Origin of the sequence: Wolbachia endosymbiont (group A) of Ophion costatus, assembly GCF_963969245.1 — a bacterium.
In the GTDB taxonomy this organism is placed as follows: Bacteria; Pseudomonadota; Alphaproteobacteria; order Rickettsiales; family Anaplasmataceae; genus Wolbachia; species Wolbachia pipientis.
This window is the reverse complement of the sequence record NZ_OZ017714.1, coordinates 256,378-276,961: the sequence shown is the minus strand read 5'-3', so window position 1 is coordinate 276,961 and position 20,584 is coordinate 256,378. Positions and strand designations below refer to the sequence as shown.

Sequence of the window (20,584 nt, the reverse complement as noted above, 5' to 3'; positions counted from 1 at the left end):
CACTCAAGTACTACATATTTAAACGTAGGTTTTACATCTATTTTGTTTTAGTAGTTTCAGGTGTATGTCGAGTAACAACAACTTGATTTGAGGTATTGGCACCAGAACTTCTGCTTGTTGGGTGGATAAGTGGAGTTTGGAATGGCTTATATGTACGCCTTCATTTCTATTTCTTCAGCTTTATAATAATTTAAAATGGAGCTGGAGCTTTGTAGTACAATGTTTTCAAACGTTTAATATAATATTGACTTTACCACGATAGTCACTTTAAATTAGTAACTATTGTTGCAGTTAAAGTATCGATGCCTTTTTTCTTTTATTTTTTTGCAATTCTCAGCATTTTATCTGCTGTATGCGTAATTAGTGTAAGAAATCCTGTGCATGCAGTATTATTTTTAATTTTCACCTTCGTTAACTCTGCAGTTCTTTTCATTCTCCTTGGAGCTGAGTTCATTGCTATGATGGTGATGATAGTATACATCGGTGCGGTTGCGGTGTTGTTCCTCTTTGTAGTTATGATGCTCGATATTGACTACATAAGGTTGCGCCAGGGTTTTGCAAAGCATTGCACTCTTGGTGCTATGTTGTGTGTTGTGTTTTTTCTAGTCATCAGCTTTGTAATCCGCAGCTCAGCACCGAATATAAGCAATGTTATAAACTATAATACCAATAATGTGAAAGCTATTGGTAATTTGCTGTATACCGACTACATGTACGCTTTTCATCTTTCTGGTATTCTGCTGCTTGTTGCAATTGTCGGTGCAATTGCTCTTACTTTGCAGGACAAGAAAAAAGGAGTTAAAAAACAGAATGTATTAAAGCAATTGACACAATCTTCATCTGTAAAATTGATTAAGGCTAAATTTGGAAAAGGAGTAGAATGGAAATAGGATTAAATCACTTTTTGATAGTTGCTGCTGTTTTGTTCACTATTGGAGTGTGCGGTATTTTCATCAACCGTAAGAGCATAATCAATATATTGTTATCAATAGAAATATTATTGCTGGCAATTAATATCAACTTAGTTGCTTTTTCTGCCTTTATGAATGATATAGTTGGGCAAATTTTTGTGATGTTTGTGTTGACTGTTGCGGCAGCAGAGTCAGGAGTTGGGCTTGCAATATTGGTTGTATATTATAGAAGCCGTGGCAATATAGATGTTGAACAAGCAAATTTAATGAAAGAATGAAAGTATGATGGATATACTGAAATTAATAGTATTTTTGCCACTTTTTGGTTCGCTATTTGCAGCACTTTTTAGAAAAAGTCAGTTAGTTACAACGGCAGGGATTGGAATATCTGCAGTTTTATCTTGGTATGTTTTTCTCACCTTCTCTGAAAATTATCACTTGAGTTTATTTCCTTTGTTTTCATTGAGCATCTTAAAAGTAAATTGGGCAATTAGTGTGGATGCTCTCTCATCCTTAATGCTTATTGTTATTACCACCGTTTCACTGGTAGTACATCTCTACTCTATCGGTTATATGGAGCATGATAAGGGGAAGTCGAGGTTTTTTTCTTACCTATCGCTATTTACGTTTTGCATGATTGTGCTGGTTGTAAGCGATAATTTCGTGCAGCTTTTTTTTGGCTGGGAAGGGGTTGGCCTATGTTCTTATTTACTCATAGGATTTTGGTTCCAAAAATATTCTGCAAATAATGCAGCAATTAAAGCATTTGTTGTGAATAGGGTAGGAGACTTTGCACTATTGATTGGAATCTTTCTTATTTATTATACATTTCACTCTTTGAATTTTACTGAAGTTTTTGACACAACTGATCTTCTTGGCACGCAGAACATTAGGGCATTCTGCTGTGAATTCAAAGTAACTCATATAATATGCATATTACTTTTTATTGGCTGTATGGGTAAATCTGCACAGCTTGGTTTACATGTTTGGTTGCCAGATGCAATGGAAGGGCCAACTCCTGTTTCTGCACTTATTCACGCAGCAACGATGGTAACAGCAGGTATATTTTTAGTAGCAAAGTGTTCTCCATTGTTTGAGTTATCAAATGTGGCACGAGAATTAATAGTTATCGTTGGAGCACTCACTGCTTTTTTTGCAGCCACCGTTGCAATTACTCAGAACGATATAAAGAAAATAATTGCTTATTCAACCTGCAGTCAACTTGGTTATATGTTCATGGCATGTGGGCTTTCTGCTTACAATGTTGCTATTTTTCATTTAATGACACACGCTTTTTTTAAAGCTCTACTATTTCTTGGTGCTGGCAATGTGATTCATGCAATGCATCATGAGCAAAACATTCAGAAAATGGGAAATTGCTGGAAGAAAATCCCTTGCACTTACGCTCTCATGTGGATTGGATCTCTTGCGCTTTCTGGGATATTCCCATTTGCAGGTTTTTATTCAAAGGATTTGATAATTGAACATGCTTATAGCACGGATAGCTTTGCTTTTGTAATAAGCTTAGTTGTTGCATTCTTCACAGCGTTTTACTCTTGGAGGTTATTGCTTCTTGTGTTCCACAGCCAAAAACAAAGTAAAATTAATATACATGAGGCACCAAAGATTATGCTTATACCATTACTGATACTCGCTTTTGGATCAGTATTTTCTGGAATATGGGGAGCAAATATTTTGAACATAACTAGTAATGCGTTTTGGAAATCAAGTTTAGTGATGATTGATGAGCATGGAGTTCATAATTTCTTTATAAAACTACTGCCAACCTTAACAAGCCTAAGTGGAATAGCACTTGCGTACCTAATTTACCAATATCAAGTAATTAGGCAAATTAAGAGTAAATTTTTACTTAAGTTTTTGCAGAATAAATGGTACTTTGATGAGGTGTATGAGTTTGTTATAATTGCACCGATAAGGTTTATATCTAGGCTTCTATGGAAGTTTGATGTTAAGGCTATTGATTCATTTGGACCAAATGGTGTTGTAAGGTTGGTTAATGAATGTTCAAAAAGTTCTATAAAGTTACAAACTGGTTATATATTTGATTATGCATTTATTATGTTTGTTACTTTAATAATCGGTGCTTTATATATTATTGGAATTAAATAGAAGGTGTTGTTACTTAGTATATTTTTGCTTCCACTGATAGGAGCATTGATTTTATCCTTAATCAGGATTAATCATCAATCTATATACTTAAGATTCCTTGCCCTATTTTTTGCTGTACTTCCATTTTTGCTTAGCATTGTAGCTTGTATAGAATTTGATTATAACGATGCGGACTTTCAGTTTGTCAGCTACCCAATTAGAAATGTTGGAATAGGGATAGATGGTATATCGTTGCTTTTCCTTCTGCTTACAACTTTCTTGTTTGTAATTTGTATACTCTACAACTGCAAAATGAGTTATACGACCCTAAAAGCCTATATGGCATTATTTCTACTGCTTGAGAGTGTTGTAGTCGGTTTTTTCGTTTCACTGAATGCTATAAGCTTTTATGTGTTTTTTGAAGCTGTTTTAATACCAATGTTCTTTATTATTGGCATTTGGGGAGGAAAACACAGGGTATATGCAACGTTTAAGTTGTTTCTTTATACATTAACTGGCTCATTATTATTTCTACTTGGATTGGTGTACATCTATAGCACTTTTGGGACGTTTAATATACAAAAATTAGCTACATTAGTGCCAAGCCTTGATCTTGAAGTGCAGTCATTGCTGTGGATTGCATTTTTTATTTCTTTTGCAATAAAAGTACCGATGTTTCCATTTCACACTTGGCTTCCTGATGCGCATGTACAATCACCAACTTCTGGATCTGTGATTTTAGCTGGCTTGCTTATTAAAATGGGAGGATATGGATTTTTAAGGTTTTCTATTCCAATGCTTCCTCAGGCAAGTTTGTATTTTTCAAATTTCGTTGTTGTGCTGAGCATTATTGCGGTGATATATGCTTCGCTAGTTGCGTTTGCTCAAGATGATATAAAGAAGTTAATAGCTTATTCTTCAATAGCACATATGGGGATCGTTACTGCTGGCCTCTTTTCATTTTGTGAGGAAGGAGTACTGGGTAGCATATTTCAAATGATTAGTCATGGCCTTATTTCTGCTGCTTTATTTTTGTGTGTTGGAATGCTATATACTCGAACTGGAACTTTGGAGATTGCAAAATATTTTGGCATAGTAAACACAATGCCAAAATTTGGTTTTATGTTCATTTTATTTTCAATGGCTTCAATAGGGCTACCTGGAACATCTGGATTCATAGGTGAGTTTTTGGCTATGGTTGGAATGTTTAAGAGCATAGGGTTTTTTACAGGATTTATCGCACTTGGCACTATTTTAAGCGCAGTTTATATGCTGAATTTATGTAAGCAAATAATATGGGGGGTTAGCTATTCTAAATTATTAAATAACCGTTTGGATAGCATAGAATTTTCTGTCTTAATTCTGCTTGCAGTGTTTGTTATTTTGCTTGGATTTTACCCAACCCTTGCACTGAATTATTTGAAGCCATGTATGGCAAATTTGTTAGTCAAATATAATGCGCTATGAATTATATACAGATATTGCCGGAAACGTTCTCTATTATCTCCTCGTTCGTGTTGCTGCTGCTTGGGATTATATTTAACCGCCGAACTATCAACTTATTAGCACTTGGCTGCACAGTGGTAACTTTGATTATTTTAATTCTTTCGGCAGAAAACAATGAAATTTTTCTCTTTAATTCGTTGTTAAAACTCAATTTATACATCAGGTCAGCCCAAGGGTTAATTCTCAGCACAGGAATTTTAATACTTTTGATGCTGAATTTATCAAAATATGACTATAAGTATGAATTTTCAATGCTGATTCTTTTTGCGCTATTTGGCATGATAACTTTGGTTTCAGCAAATAGTCTGATTTCTTTTTATTTAGCTTTTGAGTTGATGAGTATATCTTTGTATGTTCTTGCGAGCTTTAATAAAGATTCGATTTATTCATGTGAAGCAGGAGTGAAATATTTTACACTCAGTGCATTATCTTCCTGCATTATGCTATATGGAATGTCGCTGCTTTATGGATATACAGGACAAGTCAATTTCTCTGAGCTCGGTTCATTCTTGCAAAACCATCAGATAACTTATGGAATAGTTTTTGGGTTAGTCTTTGTCCTAATTGGTTTGTGTTTCAAGCTTGCTATTGCTCCTTTTCATATGTGGGCTCCAGATGTCTACCAAGGTGCACCTACCATAGTAACTGCGTTTTTTTCTACGGCCCCAAAAGCTGCACTTGTAACATTTTTAATTCGATTGATGAATGAAGAGTTAGTAAATGTAAAAAGTTATGTTCAGCCTATTTTCTTATACGTTTCAGCATTGTCTGTGCTTATCTCAGCTTTTGGGGCCTTACGTCAGCAAAACTTAAAAAGGCTGCTTGCTTACAGTTCAATTGGTCACATTGGTTTTATATTTGCTTCACTTTCTATTTTTACACAAGCAGGAACAGATAGTGCCTTAATGTATCTGGTGATATATATCATCACAAGCATAGGGCTATTCTCATATCTCGTACAAATTGACGATGACGATTGTGATATTGCAAATTTATCTGGTATAGGGAAGAAACGCCCAATTGTAGCATTTCATCTTTCTGTGCTGTTACTCTCAATGTCGGGAATACCTCCACTTGCAGGTTTTATCGCTAAATTTTTTATATTCAAAAGTTTAATAAATTCTGGCTTTATCAGCCTGTCCTTGATCCTTGTAATAGCAAGTGTTGTATCGTGTTACTATTATCTAAATATCATAAAAGCTATGTATTTTGATAAAGCTAGTGGTAATAAGGTTGCTTATTCTAAGGGTCTATTCATTATCACTTCAGTGGCTTCACTGATCAACCTCGTTCTTTTCTTGTACGTTTTACTCACTCATTGAACTAAAGGACTGACAAGGTGATCCCTGAGGGCTTTCATATTCATCATTACAAAGAAGTTTCAAGCACTAATAAAGAAGCGTTGGATTTAATTGATAAAGGAATATCAAATGAAACTATTATTGTTGCTGATAAACAAACAGAGGGTAGAGGGCGTACCGGAAAAAGTTGGATTTCTCCAGAGGGTAATTTTTATGCGAGTTTGGTAATAAACCTCTTTAACGATTATCTGAATGAAAGCCAGCTTTCGGTGTCATTCCAGCGCGTGACGCTGGAATCTAGAAATCAAGAAGAATGGTCAAGCACACAACTGTACAAACGTTGTGGTATTCCCACCAAGGATGATGTCATCCCAGTGCCCAGACACTGGGATCCAGAAAACTTAATTACAAATGGGCACATCAGGCAACTGTGTAATAAGAACTGGATTCCAGTGTCACGCACTGGAATGACACCACATACCACCTGCAAATTGCAATGTTCGCATAGTTATGTGTCAAGCACTGGGGAAAGTACTGGGATGATAGAAAGAGGTTTAATGAATCAAGTTAGCAAATTAACAGAATTGACTTTTGTTACTGCTCTTGCTGTTGGAAATGCTATACTGTCATTTATAAATGGTCTAAATCTCCAGTATAAGTGGCCAAATGATGTCCTTATTGATGGCAAGAAAATAAGTGGAATATTACTTGAAAAAAGATCCAATTCGAATTGGATCATTATAGGAATTGGAATTAATGTCAATCATGCACCACTTCCAGGAACAACGTGCATTAGCAATTACGGTGAATCTGTGTCTAACATGGATCTGTTAAAGGAATTAATAATAAATTTTAATAAGCTAAGAAAGCAATGGCTATTTGACGGGTTTTATGCTATAAGAGAAATGTGGTTAAAAAAAGCATTCAAAATGAATGAGCAAATCAGTGTAAAGTTAGCTGACAAATTGTATGAAGGAATTTTTGCTGATATAGATGAAAGTGGTAAATTGGTGTTGCAGCAAAAGGATGGAAGCTTAATTTATTTTGATGCAGGTGAGTTATTTATTGATAATGCATTATGAATACATATGTAATTTTTGCTTACCTTATTAGTTTTACGCTGATTGCTGGAGAGCTAATTTTTACCATTTCTTGCTATACTAAAAGTAGAAAAATTCTAGAAAGCCTGAAAGATAATCATGAAGAAGAAACATAAGCGATTACTTATAACTTCAGGAATTTTCTGCTTTTTAAGCTGCATAGTCTTTTTTATTTTAACAACGCTCAAAGAAAACATCTCATTTTTCTATACAGTAAGTGAGGCAATAGTTTTACAAAATAGTCAAAAACTAATCCGTGTTGGTGGAATGGTTGTTGAAAATAGCGTGATACGGAGCGAAAGTGAAGTAATTTTTCAAATGACAGATTTTAACAAAAGCGTTGTGGTAAAATATCAAGGGATACTTCCACCAATGTTTTCAGAAAAAAGTGGTGTTGTTGTGCAAGGTAAAATGTTTGATAATAGTACTTTTCTTGCAGATACAGTGTTTGCAAAACATGATGAGAACTATATGCCGAAAGTTTTAAAATAGATTTCCTAACTCAGCTATATTAAAATAGCATATGGAGAAGGTAATAGCCTGATATCAGGCTATTACCTTTTTTATTAAAGCAATCCGTTCTCTTCACCAGTAATATGGAGTAATGGAGGAGCTTCTCCAATATCTGGAATCGAATTCCTAAGATCTGCAAGTTCACTATCTATACTACTTGTCTTGCTGTCTATACTATCTATGGTTGATGATAATTGTGTTATTATACCACTTTGAATTGCACTATCCATATTTTCGTCATACTTATTAATGCTGTTTATCAAGCCATCATAAAAATTTTTAAGGTGCTTTATGGTCAATGTAATTTGTGGCATCTTATCAATCTCTTCTTGTGTCATATCTTTAGTTATATCAAATTCTTCCTTTGTTTTACCACTGACAATCTTCTTTATTACTGGCTTTTCGAAGCTTGGTTTATCAAACGCCGGTTTCTGAAGTTGCAATGCATTATTTGATTCAACTTCTTCACTAGAATATAATTTTATATTTTTATTCATAATAGTTACCTCCTATAAAAAAACTACTTATCTTTATAAATCATTACTATACAAATAACAGTGAGTCATTATTAATATCTACTATTGTAAAATCTGGAGCTTCTGCAATGCCTGGCATATCGTCCTTGATTTGCTTGAGCATCTCAATCATTTCCTTGTTCTGTTTACTCTGCTCGTCAAGCTTACCCCTTTCTTCTGTTAGCATGTCATTTAATTGACTGATAGAGTTGCTATTGTTATGCAATACATCATCCAATTCAGGAACGAATTTCGTGTTCAGCTCTGCGATTAATTTATCTAAAGCTTTGTGGACATAACCAAGCTGCGCTGGATTTCGCGCAACTGTTTCATCATAACCTTTAGGTTTGGTGTTAACTTCTATTTTGCTTATTACTTTAAGTTCGTTTTTGCTTTCTTGTTTACTATTATTCATGCTAACTCCTATAAAAAATTATAATTTTAAAATTAATCCAGCTACATTGAAATGGTATGTGAAAAAAGTAATAGCCCAGTGGGTTATTACTTGCTCATTTGGTGTATGTTATCTAAAATCATCTCGAGATTACGTCTTTGTATCTATAGTATATCTTCTGCCTGTGTTGGCGAGAAGTATGGCATATCTTCCTTAATTTTAGTGATGCTCTCCGTTATTTCTTTTGTTTCCTTACCTATATTATCTATAATTGTTGATAATGGGTTTATTATATCATTTTCAATACTAGAACTTATACTGTCATTGTATTCGTTGATATTGTTTACCAGGTTATCATAAAAAACTTTAAATCTAACAACATTTACCATCATTTTTTCATCAATTTCTGCAGTATTGATATCGTTGGTGAGATCAACCACTTTTTGTGCTCTATCCTGAAATTGCGGAATTTTCGGTTTTTCGAATGTAGGTTTGACAAATTTAGGTTTTTGAAGTTGTTGCATTTCTTCAGTCATACGGTCTCCTATAAAAAGTTAAAAAGTAAAAATTTTAATTATGCAAGTATTGACGAATCATAAGGATATATATCGCCATCTTCTGCTGTAAGAGGTTGTCCGGAAACAAGTAAAAGGCTATAATATCTGAAATTTTAGTACGGGGTAAAGATGAGAAAAAAGTATCCAACAGATCTAAGCGAAAGGGAATGGGCAAGAATAGAAAAACACTTCAGAGTATCATACAAGAAAGGAGGAAGGCCGCCAAAGTATAGCAAAAGAGAAATATTAGAAGCAATTTTCTATGTATTGCGTACAGGGTGTCAATGGCGGTATTTACCAAATGATTTTCCGCTATGGAAGACTGTGTATGAGCAGTTCAGGCAATGGAAGAAGCAGGGAATTTTTGAGAAAATGAATTATGAAATTACAAAATATAGTAGAAGAAAAATAGGAAGGAATGAGCAGCCGAGTGCCTGTATAGTAGATAGTCAATCTGTAAAGACTACAGAAAAGGGGGGATCAAAGGCTATGATGGAAGTAAAAAAGTAAAGGGTAGAAAAAGGCATATAATTACAGACACTCAGGGTTTTATACTAGGTTGTTACGTAGGCGCTGCTAACGAAAATGATAGAGATGGTATTAAAATAGCATTAAACAATATGAGAACAAAATATACTAAAGTTAAAAAAATGTGGGCTGACATGGGATACCAAGGAAGAAATTTAAAGAATCACATAAAGGAAGAATATGACATAGATATTGAAATTGTTACAAGGCCTCCATGTAGATTTTGGGTGCACAAAGATACGCCACCTGAGCTACTACCAACAAGAGAACAAGGGTTTAAAGTACAGCCAAGAAGATGGGTTGTAGAAAGGACTTTTGCTTGGGTTAATAGGAATAGAAGGCTATCGAAGGAGTATGATTTACTCACAACATCCACTGAGAATTTCATATACCTAGCTATGAGTAGGGTTATGTTAAAGAGGGAATATGCTTGAATTTACTAGTTTCCGGACAACCTCTAACTCGGGGATTCTTTGTCTTTTTTTCTGCTTAGTAAATTTCTTAAATATTTGCAGCGTAAGTTAGTTGCAATTAAAAGCGGCTGAATCTCGCTTGTCAAGCGTTTAAAACATAAAAAACGCCAATATTTTAAAGCGGATAATAACCCCAGGGCTTCTTTTGCCTTTTTTTTCATTTGGTAAATTTCTTAATATTTACAGCTAAACAACAACCGTCATCCCTAAGTATCCCGCTGCTTGTTAGCGGCTGAGATACCGCGAATGAATCGCGGTATGACGGTTCGCGGCAGGATGACGATAAGCTCGTCATCCCACTACTTGTTAGCGGCTAAGAGATACCGCGGCGGTATAGCTATAGGATGACAAAAAAAGGGCACTGTGACGAACTTAAATCACAATTATCAGTTAATGCTAATTACGGCATTATAAAAAACGCCAAACTTTTTTCTGCTTTTATGCAAGAAGTCTAGTCCATATATTCCTCCCACTTTTCCGTGACTTTTCTTACTATTTCCTCACTCATTTTAATTTTCTTTCCCCATTCTCGTTTGGTTTCAGGCGGGATTTTATTTGTCGCATCAAATCCCATTTTACCTCCAAGTCCACTTTCAGGGGAAGCAAAGTCTAAATAATCAATAGGTACACTTTCTATCATGATTGTATCACGCACAGGGTCCATCCTCGTTGACATTGCCCACATTACTTCCTTCCAATCACGTACATTTATATCATTATCAACAACGATAATAAACTTCGTGTATAAAAACTGCTTTAGAAAAGAAAGTATGCCCATAACAATTCTTTTTGCCTGCCCTGGATAGGATTTTTTTATCGACACTACCGCTATTCTATATGAGCAACCTTCCGGCGGCAGATAAAAGTCCACTATCTCTGGAAATTGATTAATAAGAATGGGCACAAAAATTTCATTGAGTGCTTCACCAAGAATCGATGGTTCATCAGGTGGCTTGCCAGTGAAAGTGCTGAGATAAATTGGATTTTTGCGCATAGTAATTGCAGTAATATTAAACTCAGGAAATTGCTCAACAGAATTATAGTAGCCAGTGTGGTCTCCGTATGGCCCTTCGTCTTGATAGCTATCCAAACTCACATAGCCTTCCAGAACGATTTCCGCGTGAGCTGGTACTTGAAGTGGAACAGTCTTACAATTTACAAGCTCAAGCGGCTTCTTTCGCAGTAGTCCAGCAAATTGGTATTCTGACAATGTTTCTGGCACTGGAGTTACCGCAGCAATAATCGTTGCAGGATCACTACCAATCACAGCAGCAGCAGGAAATTTCATATTTTGTTCCTTCTCTTTCCATCGTTTGTGGTGACCTGCACCACCACGATGTGCAAGCCAACGCATTAGTGTTGTTTTTTTATCTATAACCTGCATACGATATATTCCAAGATTAAAATTATCTTGCTTTTCTTTCGTGGGTCCTTTCGTTACCACAATTGGCCAGGTAATAAGTGGTGCAGGTTCATTTGGCCAGCATGTTTGAATGGGCAGTAGACTTAGGTCCACTTCATCTCCGGTTAGCACTACCTCTTGACATGGAGCCTTGCTCACGACTTTACTTCGCATCGATAACACGACTTTCAACAAAGGAAACATTTTTATAGCATCTTTAAAGTTTTTTGGCGGCTCAGGTGATTGCAAAAATGCTAAAAGTTTACCAAGATCTCTTAGCTCACCAGGATTTATGTTCAGTCCCAAGGCAATTCTTTCAATAGTACCGAATAAATTCACTAAAACTGGAATCGAATTTTTGCCGTTTTCTGTGACAACATTTTCAAAGATGATAGCTGGTCCTTTGTTTGACAAAACTCTGCGGTGAATTTCTGTCATTTCAAGAACAGTTGAAACCTCCTCCTTAATCCTAATCAGATCTTTTTTTTCCTCTAAGGCTTTAATGAAGTCACGTAAGTTGTTGTACATATTTTAAAGATTTTAAGTCTTTTAAGAAGTGTTTTTCCCAGCACAACCTATTCACTTATTATTATAGAGGCTCTAGAAAAATTATTCTCCAGCTCGCTTTTTAAGTTTTTATATTCAGTAGTGTTTAACTCTTCATTGGTAATAAAGCTTTTCTGTATAGCTACTATATCATTTAATTCTGTGCTGCCATTTTGATGTTTACATGACCTATTTACATATAACCATGGAGAATTTATTTCAAAATTCAATTCTGCACAGTTTTTAATCGCAATGTCTTTTATTACCGTATGCGTTTCACGAGTATGAGGAGTACCTATAAAAATGTCTGACACTTGGTCAGAAACTGTATTTACGACACCATTAAGCAAATTATTTTCTAAAGTTAAAACAAGTCCTAGGTTCGTCCTAAAAACTTTATTTTTTTGTTGTAATTCATACTTAATTGTAAGATCCTCTACATTACGCGAAGTAAGATCAGGCAATTCTAAGAATTTCTTTTCTTTTTCATTAAGATATACCCCACTAATTATATAAAAAACAGAATCTCTTAACTGCTCGTTTGAGTAATATAATCCAGCACTTGCTAAGCTCATAGCTGACTCCCCTTGCATAGTAAGCTGACCACGTTCGTTTACAACATTATCTTGTATAGTTAATTCACTATGGGATATAATTTTTGAATTTTCAGCTTGTACAGCAGGAATTTTTGTGTAGCTAACTTCTTTAGAATCCAATACTAAAGCAACTTTGTCAGCAACATCTGGAAAAATACCTTGTGCCATACTAACCTTATCAGTCGGATCAATCCAATATATTTTTCCACCTTTATTTGTTACTCTGAGCATCGTATGATTAAAATTACCCAGATTAGGTAATGCTTCGGAATTAGGAATGATAGTAATTCCTCTCATAACTAGAGTAGGTTGAACTCTGTAACCAAGTTTTTGTAAAATAGCAGCCGTACTAACAGAAAAATCCTTACAATCTCCAGTTTGATAATCAGCAATTTTCTCTAAATCTCTTGGAAAAAATCGTCCTGACACTGTACGCCAATCTCCCGTGTATTGAATTTTCTCATTCAACAAAGAAGTAACAACGTTAATTTTCTCTTCATCAGTACTCTCATTGGCAGCAGATTCTGCTATGGCCGTAAAAATTGTAGGAAGTGGCTGAGTAATGACGTTATAATATCCAGGAGCTAATTTTTTTGCTAAATCCTCCCATTTAGATAGGCTTGACAGTGATACCCAAGTATTGTGCTTAAAATTCAATATTCCATTATGTGGCTCATTTATCAAACCTTCATAAATTGCCTTTTTTAAAGTAATGCTTATAGAATGTACACCATTCTTTTTCTCCTCAGCGATCTTTAATACGTTTCTTGGATCATTCACTCTAATCTCTAGAGGCAACTCAGAATTGATTTTAGTATTCTCTGCTTGAAAATACCGCCCATAATAAGAAAAGTGCAAACCATAAAAATTATCAATAGGAACTTTTTTATGAATTTGTTTATATTTTAGATATACTTCTGCACCAATTGTCATTTTAGGAAATGATATGGTTACTTGCCTTAGCTGATCGAAACCTTGAGGACTAGCCAACGCCTTGTCCTCTATCATGTTTTTAGCGACTACGTATTCCCTCCCATTGTAAGCTGTTTTAGCTTCTAAAATAGTGAGGTCTGCACTATCACCATTATAAATAAGACTGTATGGGGAGAATGCACTACGCCCAGATTCCTTGAGTACTTTTGCTTGGAGTTCTGATTCTAATTCATAAGTACCATCCCCATTAATATTAATGGTACTATTAGAAATTTTGATCTCAATGGGAGCATCTTCATACTTAGTCCACCTTGCTTCAACTGGAGGAGTTATAAAAAACACTAACAATGTTAAGTTAAAAAGAGTTTTTAAAAATTTCATTATGACACTCATATAGAATATTTAAAATTATCTGCATATTAACTGAAAAATTGTTTTATTACACCCACACGACGCGACCATACACTGCAATAAACTCAGCAAATGGGAAAAAGAGAAGCTTACTTCCTAGAATGGCTATTTCCTTTTTTTTTACCAATATTTATCGCCGCATTTGTTAGCATTATACATGGCAGTTATAAGATAATCAACTACCAAAATGTTTCACCACCCTCATCACCAAGTCTTCTGATGAACTTTGTGGTAATGTGCTTGAGTTTCATTGTACGTAAAGTTTGTACTTGCAGCAAAATTGGCTATAAAATACACTTGATACAAATGTTTTTATGTATTAACATTAGATGCTTCTTTTAATATACAGATAAATGTATACTAAAAGTTTTATGTTGTAGGTTTTTAAATAAATTGTATGTCTAGGGTATCGTTTTTATTAATTTTAATAATAGCAATAGCAAGCTTGCCGATAATAAATAATTGGCTCTCAAATCGCAGCCAAATGCTAAACGATGATTATATAGGTGAGAAATTAGATAATTATATAAGTAGAAATTTTGATAAGATCATAAAAACTCTCAAAGAGGAGTCGATTAAAAGTAGTTACGCTGCTCGAGATAATGTAACCAAAAGTAAAATTTCACAATACAAGGATCAAATATTTGACCTTACTTATCCTTACTCCGGAAATGAAAATAGTAGTGTTATAGCTGTAGGCTTCCTTGACTATTCTTGTGGACATTGCAAAGCTATAAAGAATGATATAAAGCAGTTAATTAACGACGGCAAAATTAAGTATATCTTTAGGGATGCTCCAATACTTGGTAACGCTTCTTTAAAGGCAGCAAAAAGTGCTTTAGCTGTCTATTTTCTCGATAAAGAAAAATATTTCGATTTTCACCATGCTGCTTTAAGTCACAAAGGAGAATTTTCAGACGAAAGCATATTGGATATAGTGAAAAACATAGGGATTGATGAGGACGATTTTAATGATTCCATAAAAGATAACGCGGACAAAATTGAGCAAATGATAAACAACAGTAGGCTTCTAGTAAGAGATTTGGGAGTAGGTGGTACACCTTTTTTAATAATTGGAGATAGCCTGTTTGTAGGAGCAACTGATTTGAATGTATTACGCAAAAAAGTAGATGAATTAAGTCACAAGCAAGGCTAGTTTCAATTTGCCATAAAATTTTATTTTTTTGCTTGACAACTCAAATGAACCTGAGTATAGTAATTGTGGGTATGACAGCAGTTTAACTCAGTGGTCTCATCCACTTTCCATGGCGTCATTTACTATGTGAAACGCTTTCAAATTACAACATTTTCTTCAACCAAACTATTTTACTTTCTCAGGAGGACATATGTCATTCACAGAAATTAGATTTCCAGAAAATATATCTTATGGTTCCACTGGAGGACCGGAATTTTCCACTGACGTTGTAATACCAATTCCCATTACAGGGCAAACAGATGGACAATGATGGAAGAAAAGCCATACTGAAGTAAGTAAAATAGCGAGGTTTAAATGGCATTAAGATCAAAATTATTGGATGAAAAAGTAGTAGAATCAGCAAAAGAAATGCTGAAGAAAGTAAGGAATAATGCATATGTTTCAAAAAAACTAAATGCTGTAATTGCAGCAAAAAAGTACAGTATAACGGCTGTAGCAAAAATATATTGCATTTCAAGAAGCGCACTAACTTCGTGGGTAAAACTCTTGAAAATTGGCAGAGAAGAAAAACTGTTTGCTCCTTCACAACGTCGTAGAAAAACTAAATTAAATCAGGCTCAACTACAGCAAATTGAAGAGTGGATAGAAGAAAATCCTAATATCACCATTAAAGAAATGAGAATAAGAATCCAGGAAAAGTTCGGATTAAATATCAGCAAATCTACAGTACACCGCCATATGCAAAAGATGAAATTCTCATATATTACACCAAGACCAGTTCATAATGGACAAGATAAAAGCAAACAAGAGGAATTCAAAAAAAAATCTCAATGGAGCTATTAGCAAGTATCCAGAAAAAGAGCTATTTTTCTTTGATGAATCACGGTTTGGCACACATTCAAAAGTTGGACATGTGTGGTTTAAAAAGGGGATTAGAACACAGGTTAAAACAAAATTAGGTAGGCAAAATTTCTATCTCTATAGTGCAGTTAATCCTAGAAATGGAGAGAGTTCTAGCTTATTTGCACCAAATGTCAACACTGATTGCATGAACATATTTCTTGAGCAAATTTCGCAATATCTAGAAACACGAGAGGCTTTTCTCGTTATGGACTGTGCTAGTTGGCATAGGTCAAAAAATTTAAAGGTACCTAAAAATATCGACATTATATACCTACCTCCATACTCACCTGAGCTAAATCCTGTTGAGAGGCTTTGGTTATATATAAAACAGAACATTTTGCGCAATAAAATATACGATACAATTGCTCTACTTGAGGGTGCTTTGTGCAAATTTATTACTTCTCTTGCCAGCTCCACAATTAAACAACTCTGCAATGTTTCCTATTTGACTGGACAACAATGAGAATTGGTATCAGTATGTCATAAAAGTACTATATGCAGATAGGGCATATGACAGAGAAAAGCTCTATAAGCTGTGTAATCAATATGGTATAAAAACGAAAATTCCTCCGAAAAACAACGCAGCAGAGCATCCAAAATTGGATTATATGCTTGATAGAAATGCCGCTATTCAGTTAATGAAATTACATGGTGAGAATGGTATAAAAAGATGGAAAGAAGAAGTAAATTACGGAAAAAGATCGTATATTGAAGGATTTTTCTCAAGGTTGAAGCGAATATTTGGGTTTAGTTTTAGGAGCAAATCTGAAATTAATCGTGAGAAGGAACTGCTACTCAAGTGTTATTTGCTTAACAAATTTATTGAAATAGGCATGGCTAAGTTTGAGATAGCTTCATGAATTTATTGTACGTTACCTACTATCCGAAGAGCGATGCAACAAAGCCATGCCAGTGTCACGCACTGGCATGACACCCATTTGTTCCTATAGTTGTCTTTTTTCGTCTACCTTATTTTGCCACCCTGCTGAACAGATACATTGAGGTTTTGCCTATAGTAAATTACGCACATAATCAACCAAGTTAAGGAAAGTGCAAACCAAGTGATTGCATATTCCAAATGCTTCATTGGCTGTATAGCTACTTTGCTGCCAAAATTGTTCGGCCACAATACACACTTCTCTAGCTTAATACCTAACTCATTGGAAATTTCTTCTGTACTCAGGGTAAACCATGTATTCGAAGCAGTATCGTTCTTGATAAACCAATTTTTACTTTTATTGCTATCGCAATATAAAATTCCATCTGCAACTACTTTTTCAATTTTTACTTTTTTCTCCTTTTTTTCTCTAACTATTCCTTTATTCACCAACATGTAACGTCCAGTGGTGAGCAACATAGAAGACAGCACGTGATAGCCGTGTTGCCCTGCAAAAACATATAGTTCTATATCACTTAGAATCCCATCAATCTTGACATGCCTATAGTTAAATTTTTCAAGGTCGTTATTGGGCAATAGATGAACCACTGGAAGACTCATACTTTTAATAATATTATTCTTCCAGTTCAATCTGAATATTTGCCATAACCCTAATAAAAAAAGAAGTGAGCAAGGTATAATTAAAATAAATACTATCTTTTTTAACACTCTATATTTGTGTTCTTAAATAGTTTTCAACACCCATTAGTTCAATAAGATCGATCTGTTTCTCAATCCAATGAAAGTGCTCTTCTTCATTTTTTAACATCTCTTCTAATAACATTACACTAACAAAATCCTTTTCTTTCTCAGCGATAGAAATCGTTTCTTTGATATCCTTAATACCTTTTCCCTCTAATTTCAAATTAGCTTCTAAGATTTTCCGTATTGTGTCTTTTGTAAACTTTCCATCATACTTTGATATTTCGTTTGTATCCTGAAAATTTGGGACTCCTTTAAATAACAAAATTCTTTCTGCCAACTTGTTTGCATGTTCAAGTTCTTCGTTAAGCTCATTTTTTACCTTTTCTGCAAGTCTATTAATTCCATTGTTTTTGAGAATCGCAAAATGCAAAAGATACTGGCGTACAGAAGTCAGCTCATTGGTCAATAATTTGTTCAAATGTTTTACTATCTCTTCATTCATAATCTTCCCTTAGTTCAATTCATCAGCATAATTTATATGATAACGATAGTTATAGCAACTCATTTAATAGTTCCTTTGATAACAACCGTATTAAATAGCATGTCGTGGTATGTCTGTTTTTTCTTAGAGAAGCAAGCAACTAGATACCAGCAGAGAGTGAGTAGCACTATAATTACTTTCAATGCACTCAAGACATTCACTAATACTTCCTGATCTCGCAAAAATTCAGTAAGGACAACTACTACACTGTTTAACAAAGGAAGAAAAAACTGGGAGGAGCTTCTGTCAAACGCTAAATTCAAGTCTATTTTAGAATTATCTAAATTGATAGTATACATATTCATTAACTGTTGACCGGGAGTTGCTTGGGCCTTTGAAGATATAAAATATGTGAAGTAACTACAATTTACACACATGTATGATAGATGTAAGATCAACGGAGAATCCTCTAATAGCAGTATAATTAATAAAGTTGGAATTAATAAAATTGCTACATCTATTAAATACGCGCAAAAGCGTCTTGTTATACTGGCAATCTCTGTAACAGCGGTCATTACCTATCTTCTAAATACTTTATTACAAAATCTGTAAGTTTATCAAAATGTTGAAAACATAACAAATCTTCATAACCGCTTATTGATTGACCGTATATAATAGGTAAACAATTGGCATTTTGTGCACACAGAACATCTGTGATGCTATCACCAACGAAAAACACATTTTCTCTATTTATAGGCAACGTACTCTCTTCTAATGCAAATAGCAGTGGGGTTGCAGATGGTTTATCTTCTGCAGTATCGCATGACCCAACCACTCTTTCAAAGTAAGAATCTAGTTTAAAATAGGTAACTTCTTCACGTAAATTAGTATTTTTCTTATTACTTACTATTGCTAGATAAACATTGTGGCTTTTCAGTGTCTGCAACATTTCCTCTACTCCTTGATTCAGAGCAATGTTTTGTAATAGCGCATTATCTAAGTATTGTTGATATATGTGATTTGCTTTTTTCCACTGATCGCCAAACAAATTGACCATATAGCTCTTTCTCGACTCATGGGAATTTCTATCAGCAGCTTTATTACTATACCCCATTGAGTTTATGGTATGCTTAATAGCATTAAAAATGTTATCTTGAGTGTCAACTAAGGTATTATCCCAATCGAATACTACTACTAATGGGCTATCTTTCATTTCTTACATAATTATACATTTTAACTTAATAAGTAAATAGCATTTTAATGAAAAAGATATAAATAGGACGCCCTTGATAAACACTTTTTACCACAAGTTATGTTAACTGTTTTTTATATAATTAGCTAATATACTGATTATATGATATGTTTTAATAGGTAACAGGTATGGCCCAGACATCTAAAGAAAGTGTTGAAAAAAAGTTTAAAGATGTTTTTGAACGTTCTCCAGGTGCTTTTCCAGAAGGTACCTCATTAGAAAAGAAGGTTAATTATATCGCAAAAGGAACAGAGGCTCTAAAAGCTGTGAAAAGTAAGGAGCTTGAGAACAAAATGAAAAACGTTGCAGAATTGAGTCAGAAATTTGAAAGTCAAAAAGGACGTGCAGATGAAAAAGTACGTCAAGATTTTGAAAGAATTGCTGAGCTTGACCAACAATATAAAGGGAAGGGCATCTTCACAAGTGAAAAAGTTGCAGAGCCAAAAAGTGACAAAAAACTCCAAGACACTCCGAGAAAAACTACAACAGCAGTTAAAGACCTTGAACATAATACACAAAAAAAGACTACTGAAGCTTCTGTGCAAACAGCATCAGAGCACGATTCACAAACCGTTAATCCCTCAGTGAGCAAGAGTTCTGTAAAAGAGAAGCTCAACACTGAGCCGGACAAAAAAGATAACACGCCTCAACCACAAGAAAATCAAAAAGAAGAAGGGTTTTTGAGTCTTCTGAAGCGCTTTGTTAAGAAAATATTAGAAAAATTTTTAGGTGAAGGTGAAAAGGATGTAGAGAATGCTCGTGGCATGAAAGAAGATGCTCAAAGAGATACGTCAAATAACGAAGAGCAACAAAAGAGTAAGCAGCTTGATGAAATTTTAAAGGACAAAAGTGTAAGCGAGGGTTTGAAGCAGGCAACAAAGCTTGAGAACCCGGCAATAACGCCTGTTAATACTCCTAAAGTGAATGAAGTAAACACGGGTCGTGAAAGGTGATCCGCTTTCAAGCTTCATTATACCGCCACGAACCGTCATACCGCCGCGGTATCTCATCCGCTAACAAGTAGCGGGATGACGATTGTCAGGGTGTCATCCCAGTGCCCTGACTACTTGGATCTAGCAAGCTTTGCTTGCAAATAAGTCTAATACGCGTCGCGTTTTATGCCAAAACACAATTGGAGTTACATGCAAAATAGATCCCAGTGTCAGCTACTCGGATGACAAAAAAAGGAGCACTGGGATGACACCATTTGTTGTATTTAACAAAGTTCGTACTTAGCTTCATGTTAGCTATAAACATTAAGAAATTTACCAAGCGAAAAAAAGGCAAAAGAAGCCCCAGCTAATATCTATTTTAGAACATTGGCGTTTTTTAAGTCTTAAACACTGCAATTTAGCTGCTTTTAAATGCAACTCACCTTAGTTTAAATGTTTAAGAAATTTACTAAGCAGAAAAAA

Annotated in this window: 23 protein-coding genes and 1 pseudogene; 14 read left to right on the top strand and 10 right to left on the bottom strand. The window is 34.7% G+C overall.

Annotation, left to right across the window (positions count from 1 at the left end; translation table 11 throughout):
* The first annotated feature begins 302 nt into the window (after positions 1-302).
* Genes AACH21_RS01455 through ccmE form a run of 8 tightly spaced genes read left to right on the top strand, consistent with a single transcriptional unit; the run spans position 303 to position 7,419 of the window.
* A complete protein-coding gene (locus AACH21_RS01455; protein ID WP_006279581.1) occupies positions 303-890 on the top strand; it encodes an NADH-quinone oxidoreductase subunit J in 588 nt (195 codons plus the stop codon).
* Positions 881-1,189, top strand: coding sequence for an NADH-quinone oxidoreductase subunit NuoK (gene nuoK / locus AACH21_RS01450; RefSeq protein WP_006012916.1), 309 nt, complete (start codon positions 881-883; stop codon positions 1,187-1,189). Before AACH21_RS01455 ends, nuoK begins: the two co-directional genes overlap by 10 nt.
* A 4-nt stretch (positions 1,190-1,193) precedes the next feature.
* The gene (gene nuoL, locus AACH21_RS01445; RefSeq protein ID WP_049973600.1) at positions 1,194-3,041 is read left to right on the top strand and encodes an NADH-quinone oxidoreductase subunit L; all 1,848 of its coding nucleotides are present in this window, start codon (positions 1,194-1,196) and stop codon (positions 3,039-3,041) included.
* A 3-nt stretch (positions 3,042-3,044) separates the two neighbouring features.
* Positions 3,045-4,487: an NADH-quinone oxidoreductase subunit M gene (locus tag AACH21_RS01440; RefSeq protein ID WP_338482630.1), complete on the top strand. Its 1,443-nt coding sequence runs from the start codon at positions 3,045-3,047 to the stop codon at positions 4,485-4,487.
* Positions 4,484-5,848, top strand: coding sequence for an NADH-quinone oxidoreductase subunit N (locus AACH21_RS01435; RefSeq protein WP_236514391.1), 1,365 nt, complete (start codon positions 4,484-4,486; stop codon positions 5,846-5,848). Before AACH21_RS01440 ends, AACH21_RS01435 begins: the two co-directional genes overlap by 4 nt.
* 17 nt (positions 5,849-5,865) lie before the next feature.
* Positions 5,866-6,909, top strand: coding sequence for a biotin--[acetyl-CoA-carboxylase] ligase (locus tag AACH21_RS01430; RefSeq protein WP_006279586.1), 1,044 nt, complete (start codon positions 5,866-5,868; stop codon positions 6,907-6,909).
* Positions 6,906-7,043, top strand: a complete 138-nt coding sequence (locus AACH21_RS01425; protein WP_006279587.1) for a hypothetical protein — start codon at positions 6,906-6,908, stop codon at positions 7,041-7,043. The genes AACH21_RS01430 and AACH21_RS01425 overlap by 4 nt, the downstream gene beginning before the upstream one ends.
* Positions 7,027-7,419: a cytochrome c maturation protein CcmE gene (gene ccmE, locus AACH21_RS01420; RefSeq protein ID WP_006279588.1), complete on the top strand. Its 393-nt coding sequence runs from the start codon at positions 7,027-7,029 to the stop codon at positions 7,417-7,419. Before AACH21_RS01425 ends, ccmE begins: the two co-directional genes overlap by 17 nt.
* 74 nt (positions 7,420-7,493) lie before the next feature.
* Here ccmE and AACH21_RS01415 read toward each other — a convergent pair whose 3' ends face one another.
* From AACH21_RS01415 to AACH21_RS01405, 3 genes are all read right to left on the bottom strand, one after another.
* A complete protein-coding gene (locus AACH21_RS01415) occupies positions 7,494-7,937 on the bottom strand; it encodes a hypothetical protein (RefSeq protein ID WP_077188372.1) in 444 nt (147 codons plus the stop codon).
* 46 nt (positions 7,938-7,983) lie between these two features.
* Positions 7,984-8,370, bottom strand: coding sequence for a hypothetical protein (locus AACH21_RS01410; RefSeq protein WP_077188373.1), 387 nt, complete (start codon positions 8,368-8,370; stop codon positions 7,984-7,986).
* A 143-nt stretch (positions 8,371-8,513) separates the two neighbouring features.
* Complete coding sequence (locus tag AACH21_RS01405) at positions 8,514-8,873, bottom strand: hypothetical protein (RefSeq protein WP_338482628.1); 360 nt, start codon at positions 8,871-8,873, stop codon at positions 8,514-8,516.
* Positions 8,874-9,035: 162 nt separating this feature from the next.
* Between AACH21_RS01405 and AACH21_RS01400 the strand changes: the two genes are divergently transcribed.
* A protein-coding gene (locus tag AACH21_RS01400; protein WP_236514306.1) for an IS5-like element ISWpi1 family transposase occupies positions 9,036-9,868 on the top strand; the annotation gives its coding sequence in 2 pieces (ribosomal slippage) (positions 9,036-9,405 and positions 9,405-9,868; 834 coding nt in all).
* A 490-nt stretch (positions 9,869-10,358) separates the two neighbouring features.
* On the opposite strand, the gene AACH21_RS01395 is transcribed toward AACH21_RS01400, so the two are convergent.
* Both AACH21_RS01395 and AACH21_RS01390 read right to left on the bottom strand, forming a co-directional pair.
* Positions 10,359-11,837 carry a UbiD family decarboxylase gene (locus AACH21_RS01395; RefSeq protein WP_077188460.1) on the bottom strand — a complete coding sequence of 493 codons (1,479 nt, stop codon included), beginning with the start codon at positions 11,835-11,837 and terminating at the stop codon, positions 10,359-10,361.
* A gap of 47 nt (positions 11,838-11,884) precedes the next feature.
* Positions 11,885-13,765, bottom strand: a complete 1,881-nt coding sequence (locus AACH21_RS01390; RefSeq protein WP_338482626.1) for a DUF3857 domain-containing protein — start codon at positions 13,763-13,765, stop codon at positions 11,885-11,887.
* A gap of 427 nt (positions 13,766-14,192) precedes the next feature.
* On the opposite strand from AACH21_RS01390, the gene AACH21_RS01385 reads away from it, so the two are divergent.
* The 4 genes and pseudogenes from AACH21_RS01385 to AACH21_RS01370 all read left to right on the top strand — a co-directional run bounded on the left by AACH21_RS01385 (position 14,193) and on the right by AACH21_RS01370 (position 16,714).
* Positions 14,193-14,951 (top strand): DsbA family protein, encoded by a 759-nt coding sequence (locus AACH21_RS01385; protein ID WP_236514514.1) that lies wholly within the window; start codon positions 14,193-14,195, stop codon positions 14,949-14,951.
* A gap of 190 nt (positions 14,952-15,141) precedes the next feature.
* Positions 15,142-15,222: pseudogene (locus AACH21_RS01380) on the top strand (TIGR02217 family protein); the annotation flags it as partial.
* Positions 15,223-15,305: 83 nt separating this feature from the next.
* Positions 15,306-16,317, top strand: a protein-coding gene (locus AACH21_RS01375) for an IS630 family transposase (protein WP_338482214.1) whose coding sequence is annotated in 2 segments (ribosomal slippage) — positions 15,306-15,767 and positions 15,769-16,317 — 1,011 coding nt in all. Because the reading frame shifts where the segments join, the coding sequence is not laid out codon by codon here.
* The gene (locus AACH21_RS01370; RefSeq protein ID WP_338482800.1) at positions 16,304-16,714 is read left to right on the top strand and encodes a transposase; all 411 of its coding nucleotides are present in this window, start codon (positions 16,304-16,306) and stop codon (positions 16,712-16,714) included. Before AACH21_RS01375 ends, AACH21_RS01370 begins: the two co-directional genes overlap by 14 nt.
* A gap of 104 nt (positions 16,715-16,818) precedes the next feature.
* Here AACH21_RS01370 and AACH21_RS01365 read toward each other — a convergent pair whose 3' ends face one another.
* Genes AACH21_RS01365 through AACH21_RS01350 form a run of 4 tightly spaced genes read right to left on the bottom strand, consistent with a single transcriptional unit; the run spans position 16,819 to position 19,130 of the window.
* Entirely contained in the window at positions 16,819-17,460 is a 642-nt protein-coding gene (locus tag AACH21_RS01365; RefSeq protein WP_338482625.1) for an SURF1 family protein, read from the bottom strand.
* A gap of 1 nt (position 17,461) precedes the next feature.
* Entirely contained in the window at positions 17,462-17,938 is a 477-nt protein-coding gene (gene bfr / locus AACH21_RS01360; protein WP_077188433.1) for a bacterioferritin, read from the bottom strand.
* A 59-nt stretch (positions 17,939-17,997) separates the two neighbouring features.
* A complete protein-coding gene (locus AACH21_RS01355; RefSeq protein WP_077188432.1) occupies positions 17,998-18,492 on the bottom strand; it encodes an RDD family protein in 495 nt (164 codons plus the stop codon).
* Positions 18,492-19,130, bottom strand: a complete 639-nt coding sequence (locus AACH21_RS01350; RefSeq protein ID WP_077188431.1) for an HAD family hydrolase — start codon at positions 19,128-19,130, stop codon at positions 18,492-18,494. The genes AACH21_RS01355 and AACH21_RS01350 overlap by 1 nt, the downstream gene beginning before the upstream one ends.
* Positions 19,131-19,297: 167 nt before the next feature.
* Here AACH21_RS01350 and AACH21_RS01345 point away from each other — a divergent pair, with 167 nt between their 5' ends.
* Positions 19,298-20,122, top strand: a complete 825-nt coding sequence (locus tag AACH21_RS01345; protein WP_022626161.1) for a hypothetical protein — start codon at positions 19,298-19,300, stop codon at positions 20,120-20,122.
* A 163-nt stretch (positions 20,123-20,285) separates the two neighbouring features.
* Here AACH21_RS01345 and AACH21_RS01340 read toward each other — a convergent pair whose 3' ends face one another.
* Positions 20,286-20,426, bottom strand: a complete 141-nt coding sequence (locus tag AACH21_RS01340) for a hypothetical protein (protein ID WP_153296786.1) — start codon at positions 20,424-20,426, stop codon at positions 20,286-20,288.
* Between the last annotated feature and the right edge of the window lie 158 nt (positions 20,427-20,584).

Coding starts and splice junctions, on each gene's coding strand:
- nuoK (WP_006012916.1), top strand. CDS start 881: ATGGAAATAGGATTAAATCACTTTTTGATAGTTGCTGCTGTTTTGTTC.
- ccmE (WP_006279588.1), top strand. CDS start 7,027: ATGAAGAAGAAACATAAGCGATTACTTATAACTTCAGGAATTTTCTGC.
- AACH21_RS01340 (WP_153296786.1), bottom strand. CDS start 20,426: ATGTTTATAGCTAACATGAAGCTAAGTACGAACTTTGTTAAATACAAC.
- AACH21_RS01350 (WP_077188431.1), bottom strand. CDS start 19,130: ATGAAAGATAGCCCATTAGTAGTAGTATTCGATTGGGATAATACCTTA.
- AACH21_RS01410 (WP_077188373.1), bottom strand. CDS start 8,370: ATGAATAATAGTAAACAAGAAAGCAAAAACGAACTTAAAGTAATAAGC.
- AACH21_RS01435 (WP_236514391.1), top strand. CDS start 4,484: ATGAATTATATACAGATATTGCCGGAAACGTTCTCTATTATCTCCTCG.
- AACH21_RS01390 (WP_338482626.1), bottom strand. CDS start 13,765: ATGAAATTTTTAAAAACTCTTTTTAACTTAACATTGTTAGTGTTTTTT.
- AACH21_RS01345 (WP_022626161.1), top strand. CDS start 19,298: ATGGCCCAGACATCTAAAGAAAGTGTTGAAAAAAAGTTTAAAGATGTT.
- AACH21_RS01405 (WP_338482628.1), bottom strand. CDS start 8,873: ATGCAACAACTTCAAAAACCTAAATTTGTCAAACCTACATTCGAAAAA.
- AACH21_RS01425 (WP_006279587.1), top strand. CDS start 6,906: ATGAATACATATGTAATTTTTGCTTACCTTATTAGTTTTACGCTGATT.
- AACH21_RS01455 (WP_006279581.1), top strand. CDS start 303: ATGCCTTTTTTCTTTTATTTTTTTGCAATTCTCAGCATTTTATCTGCT.
- AACH21_RS01395 (WP_077188460.1), bottom strand. CDS start 11,837: ATGTACAACAACTTACGTGACTTCATTAAAGCCTTAGAGGAAAAAAAA.
- bfr (WP_077188433.1), bottom strand. CDS start 17,938: ATGAATGAAGAGATAGTAAAACATTTGAACAAATTATTGACCAATGAG.
- nuoL (WP_049973600.1), top strand. CDS start 1,194: ATGATGGATATACTGAAATTAATAGTATTTTTGCCACTTTTTGGTTCG.
- AACH21_RS01415 (WP_077188372.1), bottom strand. CDS start 7,937: ATGAATAAAAATATAAAATTATATTCTAGTGAAGAAGTTGAATCAAAT.
- AACH21_RS01385 (WP_236514514.1), top strand. CDS start 14,193: ATGTCTAGGGTATCGTTTTTATTAATTTTAATAATAGCAATAGCAAGC.
- AACH21_RS01355 (WP_077188432.1), bottom strand. CDS start 18,492: ATGACCGCTGTTACAGAGATTGCCAGTATAACAAGACGCTTTTGCGCG.